The sequence below is a fragment of the Azohydromonas lata NBRC 102462 genome (genome assembly GCF_001571085.1).
GTDB classification, from domain to species: Bacteria; Pseudomonadota; Gammaproteobacteria; order Burkholderiales; family Burkholderiaceae_C; genus Azohydromonas; species Azohydromonas lata.
Genome location: NZ_BCTC01000088.1, coordinates 20,838 through 27,200 on the forward strand (window position 1 = coordinate 20,838; position 6,363 = coordinate 27,200).

At 72.9% G+C, this 6,363-nt stretch carries 6 protein-coding genes; all 6 read left to right on the top strand.

Features of this window, described 5'->3' with window-relative positions:
* Window positions 1–9: 9 nt before the first annotated feature.
* Window positions 10–1,404, top strand: a complete 1,395-nt coding sequence (locus ALA01S_RS23295; protein WP_066341560.1) for an NAD(P)/FAD-dependent oxidoreductase — start codon at window positions 10–12, stop codon at window positions 1,402–1,404.
* Window positions 1,397–2,179, top strand: a complete 783-nt coding sequence (locus ALA01S_RS23300; protein WP_305765089.1) for a 3-hydroxybutyrate dehydrogenase — start codon at window positions 1,397–1,399, stop codon at window positions 2,177–2,179. The genes ALA01S_RS23295 and ALA01S_RS23300 overlap by 8 nt, the downstream gene beginning before the upstream one ends.
* 37 nt (window positions 2,180–2,216) lie before the next feature.
* On the top strand, window positions 2,217–3,281 hold the full coding sequence (locus ALA01S_RS23305; protein ID WP_066341570.1) for a patatin-like phospholipase family protein: 1,065 nt from the start codon (window positions 2,217–2,219) through the stop codon (window positions 3,279–3,281).
* 297 nt (window positions 3,282–3,578) lie between these two features.
* Entirely contained in the window at window positions 3,579–4,556 is a 978-nt protein-coding gene (locus tag ALA01S_RS23315; RefSeq protein WP_066341565.1) for a YeeE/YedE thiosulfate transporter family protein, read from the top strand.
* Entirely contained in the window at window positions 4,553–4,933 is a 381-nt protein-coding gene (locus tag ALA01S_RS23320; protein WP_084267853.1) for a BufA1 family periplasmic bufferin-type metallophore, read from the top strand. The genes ALA01S_RS23315 and ALA01S_RS23320 overlap by 4 nt, the downstream gene beginning before the upstream one ends.
* Window positions 4,933–6,312, top strand: coding sequence for an adenylate/guanylate cyclase domain-containing protein (locus ALA01S_RS23325; RefSeq protein WP_157119223.1), 1,380 nt, complete (start codon window positions 4,933–4,935; stop codon window positions 6,310–6,312). The genes ALA01S_RS23320 and ALA01S_RS23325 overlap by 1 nt, the downstream gene beginning before the upstream one ends.
* Window positions 6,313–6,363 lie beyond the last annotated feature (51 nt).

The following is a 6,363-nucleotide window of genomic DNA, read 5'->3' on the forward strand; positions in this document are numbered from 1 at the left end:
GAGCGGGCCATGACACGCCACATCGTGATCGTGGGCGGCGGTTTCGGCGGCACCACGCTGGCGCGCCGCCTGGAGCGGCGGCTGCCCGCGCCCTGGCAGCTCACGCTGGTGAGCGAGGAGAGCACCACGACCTTCAATCCGCTGCTGGCCGAGGTGGTGGGCGCCTCGGTCTTCCCCGAGCAGGTGGTGGCCCCCATCCGCCAGATGCTGAAGAAGAGCCGCTTCGTGATGGGCCGCGTGACGCACGTGGACGCGCTGTCCCGCACCGTGCGCGCGCACACCCTGGCCGGCGAGCGCGAGCTGCCCTTCGACCACCTCGTCCTGGCCCTGGGCACCCGCGCCCGCCTGGACCTGCTGCCCGGCCTGGCCGAACACGCGCTGCCCTTGAAGCTGGTGGGCGATGCGATGTTCATCCGCAACCGCGTGCTGCATCGCCTGGCCCGCATGGAGCTGGAGAGCGACCGCGCGCAGCGCCGCCGCCTGGGCAGCTTCATCGTCATGGGCGGTGGCTTTTCGGGGGTGGAAGTCGCCGGTGCCCTGGCCGACTTCACCCAGGGTGCGCTGCGCTGCTACCCGCGGGTGCGCGCGGACGAGATCAGCGTGGCGCTGCTGCACGACGGCGCCCGCCTGCTGCCGGAGCTGCCGGAGTGCCTGGGTGACGCCGCCGCGCGCTCGCTGGTGCAGCGGGGTGTGAAGGTGCAACTGCTGGCGCGCGTGGCGGCAGTGCAGGCGCAGGGCGTGGTGCTGGCCGACGGCAGCCGCGTCGAGGGCGACACCGTGGTCTGCACCCTGGGCACGCGCGAGAACCCGCTGCTGGCGCAGCTGGCGGCGCATGCGGGGGTGCAAGGGGGCCTGGCGCTGCAGCGCGGCCGTCTGCCCACGGCACCGGACATGAGCGTGCCCGGCTGGCCCGGCGAAGGCCGGCTGTGGGCCCTGGGCGACTGCGCGCTGGTGCCCAACGGCGGCGACGGCGCGAGCCCGCCCACGGCGCAGTTCGCCGTGGCGCAGGCCCGCGTGCTGGCCGACAACCTGGTCGCCGCCGTGCACGGCCAGCCCACGCGCGCCTTCAGCCACCGCTCGCGCGGAATGATGGCGACCACCGGCCATCTGAAAGGCGTGGCGCAGGTGTTCGGCCTGCGCCTGGCCGGGCTGCCGGCGTGGCTGCTGTGGCGCGCCTACTACCTGCTGCTCATGCCCACGGCGGGCCGCAAGCTGCGCATCTGGGTCGAGTGGACCTGGAGCATGTTGTTCAGCGTGGACGTCACGCACCTGCGCTTCACGCGCACCAGCGAGGCCGACGCCGAGCCCGCACCCGGGCCCGCATCCGTCCCCATGCCGGCGCCGCCGGCTTCCTCCCCCGTGCACCCCCCGTCCATTTCCCAAGGAGAACGCCATGCTGCTTGAAGGCAAGACCGCCATCGTCACCGGCTCCACCAGCGGCATAGGCCTGGGCATTGCCCGCGCCTTCGCCGCGCAGGGGGCGCACGTGATGCTCAACGGCCTGGGCCAGGCCGACGAGATCGAGTTCACCCGCGGCGCGCTGCAGCGCGAGTTCGGCGTGCGCGTGGCCTTCCATGGCGCGGACATGAGCCGGCCGGACGAGATCCGCGGCCTGGCCGCCCAGGCCGAGGCGGCTTTCGGCCGGGTGGACATCGTGGTCAACAACGCCGGCATACAGCACGTGGCGCCGGTGGAGGCATTTCCGCAGGCGAAGTGGGACGCCATCCTCGCCATCAACCTCACGGCCGCCTTCGTCCTGACGCAGGCCGTGGTGCCGGGCATGAAGGCGCGGCGCTTCGGCCGCCTCCTCAACGTCGCCTCGGCGCATGGGCTCACCGCGTCGCCGTTCAAGTCGGCCTACGTCGCGGCCAAGCACGGTTTGGTGGGCTTCACGCGCTGCGTGGCGGTGGAGCTGGCCGAGTTCGGCATCACGGCCAACACGCTGTGCCCGGGCTACGTGAAGACGCCGCTGGTGGACCGGCAGATCGCCGACCAGGCGCGCGCCCACGGCATCTCGCCGGAAGCGGTGGTGCGCGACGTGATGCTGGCCCACCAGGCGCGCAAGGCGTTCGTCCGCGTGGAGGAGCTGGCCGCGCTGGCGGTGTTCCTGGCCTCGGACGCGGCGGCTTCCATGACCGCCACGGCCATTCCCATGGACGGCGGCTGGACGCAGCATTGACGCCCGCTCCCCGCGTCATCAAGGAGGCGCCATGGACATGCTTGTGAAATCCGAGCGACGGCGCGCCGCGCCTCGGCCCGCCGTCAAGACGGTCAACCTGGCGCTGCAGGGCGGGGGCGCGCATGGCGCCTTCGCCTGGGGCGTGCTGGACCGGCTGATCGAGGACGGCCGCATCCGCTTCGAAGGCATCAGCGCCACCAGCGCCGGCGCCATGAACGCGGCGGTGCTGGCCCAGGGCTGGACCGCGGGCGGGCCGGAGGGCGCCCGCGCCGCGCTGCAGGCGTTCTGGCGCGACATCGCCGAGACCGGCGAGCGCTGCAGCCCCTACCGCGCCATGCCCTGGATGCGCTGGATGCAGTCCTTCGGCGGCTTTTCGCTGGAGCACTCGCCCGCCTACCAGTGGATGGAGTTCCTCACGCGGATGTTCTCGCCGTACCAGCTCAACCCGCTGAACTTCAATCCGCTGCGCCAGGTGCTGGAGCGGCACGTGGATTTCGAGCGGCTGCGCCAGCACTCGGCGGTGAAGCTGTTCCTGTGCGCCACCAACGTGCAGACCTGCAAGGTGCGCATCTTCAGTTGCGCCGACGTCAGCGCCGATGCGGTGCTGGCCTCGGCGTGTTTACCCTTCATGTTCCAGGCCGTGGAGATAGACGGCGAGCCCTACTGGGACGGTGGCTACATGGGCAACCCGGCCCTCTTTCCGCTGATCTACGACTGCGCGGCACGCGACGTGGTCATCGTCCACTTGAACCCCATCGTCCGCCCCGGCGTGCCGCGCACGGCCGGCGAAATCCTCAACCGGCTCAACGAGGTGAGCTTCAACTCCTCGCTGATGCGCGAGATGCGGGCCATCGTCTTCGTCACCGGGCTGATCGAGCAGGGCCAGCTTTCCAGCCGGGAGTTCAAGCAGATGCTCATCCACTCCATCCGCGCCGACGAGGTGATGAGCGGCTACGACGCCTCCAGCAAGCTCAACTGCGACTGGGACTTCCTCACCGAGCTGCGCGACGCCGGCCGCGCCCACGCCGGGCAGTGGCTGCAGCAGCACTTCGACGCGCTGGGCGTGCGCTCCAGCGTGGATTTGAGGGCGGAATTCTTGTGAGCCACCCTCTGCGGGCGCCGCCGTTTTGCAAGGCGCACTGTTCAGAAATCTGAACGATGGCTGCCATGCAATGGGTGGGCGACGGGCACGTGGGTGAACGATGGCCTACCCGCGCGAGCGCTGGCTGGGGAATGCGGGGAAGGCCTTCGCCTCCCGTCAGCTCAGGCGCCTCGCCCTCTACATCGTCATGCCCGCGAAAGCGGGCATGACGGGTGAGGGTGCAAAGCGCCTGGGCCACGGGGCGGAGGGGCGCAACAACGCTTCGCGACACCTGAATCGCTGAGCAAGGAGCGAAACATGCAAACAGCCTTGGGCGGGGCCGCCACGGTGGCCGTGCTCGCCTGCGTCGCCCTCATGGGCTTCGCCATACAGCGCGGAGGCACCTGCACGGTCGCGGCCGTGGAGGAATTCGTCCAGCAGCGCGGCACGCGGCGGCTGCGCGCCATGGGCGAGGCGGCGCTGTGGGTGGCCGGCGGGCTGGCGCTGGCGCAGGCCGCGGGCTGGACCGCGGTGATGCCGGCGGCACAGCCCGTCTCGGCCGCCACGGTGGCGGGCGCGGTGCTGCTGGGGGCCGGCGCCTGGCTCAATGGCGCCTGCGTGTTCGGCGCCATCGCGCGGCTGGGCAGCGGGCAATGGGCCCAGGCGGCCGTGCCGCTGGGCTTTTACTTGGGCTGCCTGGGCCTTGGCGCCGTGCTGCCGGCACCCGCCGCGCCGATGCCGTCGCACGCGGGCGGGCTGCCGGCGGCGCCGCTGGCAGCCGCCTTCGTCCTGTTCGCGCTGTGGCGCCTGGTGCGCGGCGTGTGGGGCCTGCGGGACGGGGCGCTGCGCGCCTTGCCGGCGCGGGTGTGGGCGCCGCATGCGGCCACCACCGTGATCGGCATCTGCTTCCTGCTGAGCTGGCTCATCGCGGGCGCCTGGGCCTACACGGACCTGCTGGCGGCGCTGGCGCGGCGCATGGCGGCGAGCTCCACCTTGCCGCTGGCGCTGCTGGCCGCGCTGCTGGGCGGTGCCGTGCTGGGCGGCTGGACGGCAGGGCGCCTTCAGCCGGCCTGGCCCACGCCCGCCCAGTGGCTGCGCAGCCTGGCCGGCGGTGCGCTCATGGCCGTGGGCAGCCTGCTCATTCCCGGCTCCAACGACGGGCTGCTGCTGGTTGGGCTGCCGCTGCTGCACGCCCACGCCTGGCTGGCCCTGGCGGTGATGGTGCTCACCATCGCGGCGGCGATGCGGCTGTCGCGGCGGCAACGCCTGCCGGCGCTGGGCAAGGAGGCGCCATGAGCACGGAGCAGGCTTCGCGGATCGACACCGCCGCGTCGGCCGGACCGGCACCGGCGCCGGCCTCCCGGCCCGCCGCCCCGGGCCGCGCCACCGCGCTGGGCAACGCGCTGGTGCTCAGCGGCGCGCTGCTGGCGGCGCTGGCGGCCGTGCAGCGCTACACCCACCTGCTTAGCGCCCCGGGCAGCACCTTCAGCCTGGAGCGCGAGCGCTGCCACGGCGTGGTGCGCGCCGGGCGCAACGACTGCGGCACCAGCACCCACGCCTGCGCCGGGCAGGCGCGCGCGGATGCGCAGGCGCAGGAATGGATCAGCCTGCCCGCGGGCACCTGCGAGCGCATCGCGGGCGGCCGCCTGCGTGCCGGTGGCGGCGGCGCCTGATGGCTGCCATCTCGCCGCGCTGGCGCGCCTGGCTGCTGCTGGATGCGCTGGACGACGCCTTGCCCGCCCGCGTGCGTCGGCAGTTGCAGGCCGAGCAGTTCCGCGCGGAGCTGCTGGTGGCCGTGGTGCAGTTGCTGCTGCTGGCGCTGTTGTCGGCGCTGGTGGGCGTGACGCCGCCCGGCTACGCGCCGGACGCGCCCGTGCGCGCCGCGCCGCTGGGCCTGAGCCTGTTCGCGCTGCTGGTGCTGCTGCGCCTCTACGCCGCGTGGACCGGCCAATTGGGCCGCGCGCTGCTGGCGGCCGGCGTGGTGGCGGAGATGGCGGTGCTGCTGGGCACGCTGGCCGCCACGGCGCTGCAGTACGAGCAGCCGCCGCAGCTCGCGCTCAAGGGCCCGGCCTTCGTCTATGTCTTCGTCCTCATCGGCTTGCGCGCGCTGCGCTTCGAGCCCTTGTGGGTGCTCGTTTCCGGCGGCACGGCGCTGCTGGGCTGGTTCACCCTGCTGGCCTGGGTGCTGTGGGGCGCGCCGGTTCAACCCCTCACCTGGGACTACGTGACCTCGCTGCGCTCGCTGCAGGTGCACCTGGGCGCCGAGCTGGACCGGCTGCTGGCGCTGGCCGTGTTCACCGCCACGCTGGCGCTGGCCCTGGCGCGTGCCCGCGCGCTGCTGGTGCGGGCCCTGGCGCGGGAGCGCGCGGTGGCGGATTTGTCGCTGTTCTTCGACGACGCGGTGGCGCGGCGCATCACGGCCTCGGAGGCCGAGCTGATGGCGGGGCAGGGCGAGCGGCGCGAGGCGGCCATCCTGTTCCTGGACCTGCGCGGCTTCACCCAGGCGGCGGCCGAGCTGGGCCCGGAGGGCGTGATCGCGCTGTTGGGCGAGTACCAGCGGCTGGTGGTGCCCATCGTCCGCCGGCACGGCGGCAGCGTCGACAAGTACTTGGGCGACGGCATCCTGGCCAGCTTCGGCGCCGTGGTGCCGGATGCGTCACACGCCGCGCGGGCGCTGCGGGCGGTGGACGAGATCGTGCAGGCGGTGGACGGCTGGCGCGCGCGGCGCCGGGAGGCGGGCCTGGCCGCGCCGGACGTGGGCGCAGGCCTGGCCACGGGCGAGGTGGTCTTCGGCATCGTGGGCGACGGCCGGCGGCTGGAGTACACGGTCATCGGCGACGCGGTGAACCTCGCGGCCAAGCTGGAGAAGCACAACAAGGCGCAGGGCACGCGGGCCCTCGCCACGCGCGAGGCCTGCGAGCGGGCGCGGGCACAGGGCTACCGCGGCGACAAGCCGGTGTGCACGCAAGTCGAGGTGGCCGGCGTTGCGCAGCCGCTGGATTTGGCAGTGCTGTCAGATCGCCCACGCCGCCCACAAAATCAGCAAATGTGATTCGCGGTGCCGGAAATGAAAAAGGCCAGCATGTGCATGCTGGCCTTTTTG